The organism is Streptomyces sp. NRRL B-3229, assembly GCF_000719505.1.
Classification (GTDB): domain Bacteria; phylum Actinomycetota; class Actinomycetes; order Streptomycetales; family Streptomycetaceae; genus Streptomyces; species Streptomyces griseorubiginosus.
This window is the reverse complement of sequence record NZ_JOGP01000126.1, coordinates 1-376: the sequence shown is the minus strand read 5'-3', so window position 1 is coordinate 376 and position 376 is coordinate 1. Positions and strand designations below refer to the sequence as shown.

1 protein-coding gene is annotated in these 376 nt (G+C 76.3%); it reads left to right on the top strand.

From position 1 onward, the window contains the following. On the top strand, positions 1-376 hold a 376-nt coding region (locus IF54_RS0139055), incomplete at both ends, for a phytoene desaturase family protein (protein WP_420791007.1).

Below are 376 nucleotides of genomic sequence, written 5' to 3'. Positions count from 1 at the left end.
GACCGAGGCCCTCACCCGGCGTCTCGAGACACTCGGTGGGCGGGTCCGGTGCGGGCAACGGGTGGCGGAGGTCGTCGTCCGCGCCGGACGGGCCGTCGGTGTCCGTACGGCGGCGGGCGACGCGGTGCCGGCCCACAGGGCGGTGCTGGCGGACGTGTCGGTGCCCGCGCTGTACGGCGGCCTCGTGGACCCCGAGCACCTGCCCGCGCAGCTCCTGGACGACCTGCGCCGGTTCCAGTGGGACTTCGCCACCTTCAAGGTCGACTGGGCGCTCGACGGACCCGTGCCCTGGCAGGCCGAGGCGGCGTCCCGGGCCGGCACCGTGCACCTCGCCGACGGGGTCGACGAGCTGACGCGCTTCGCCGCGCAGATCGCC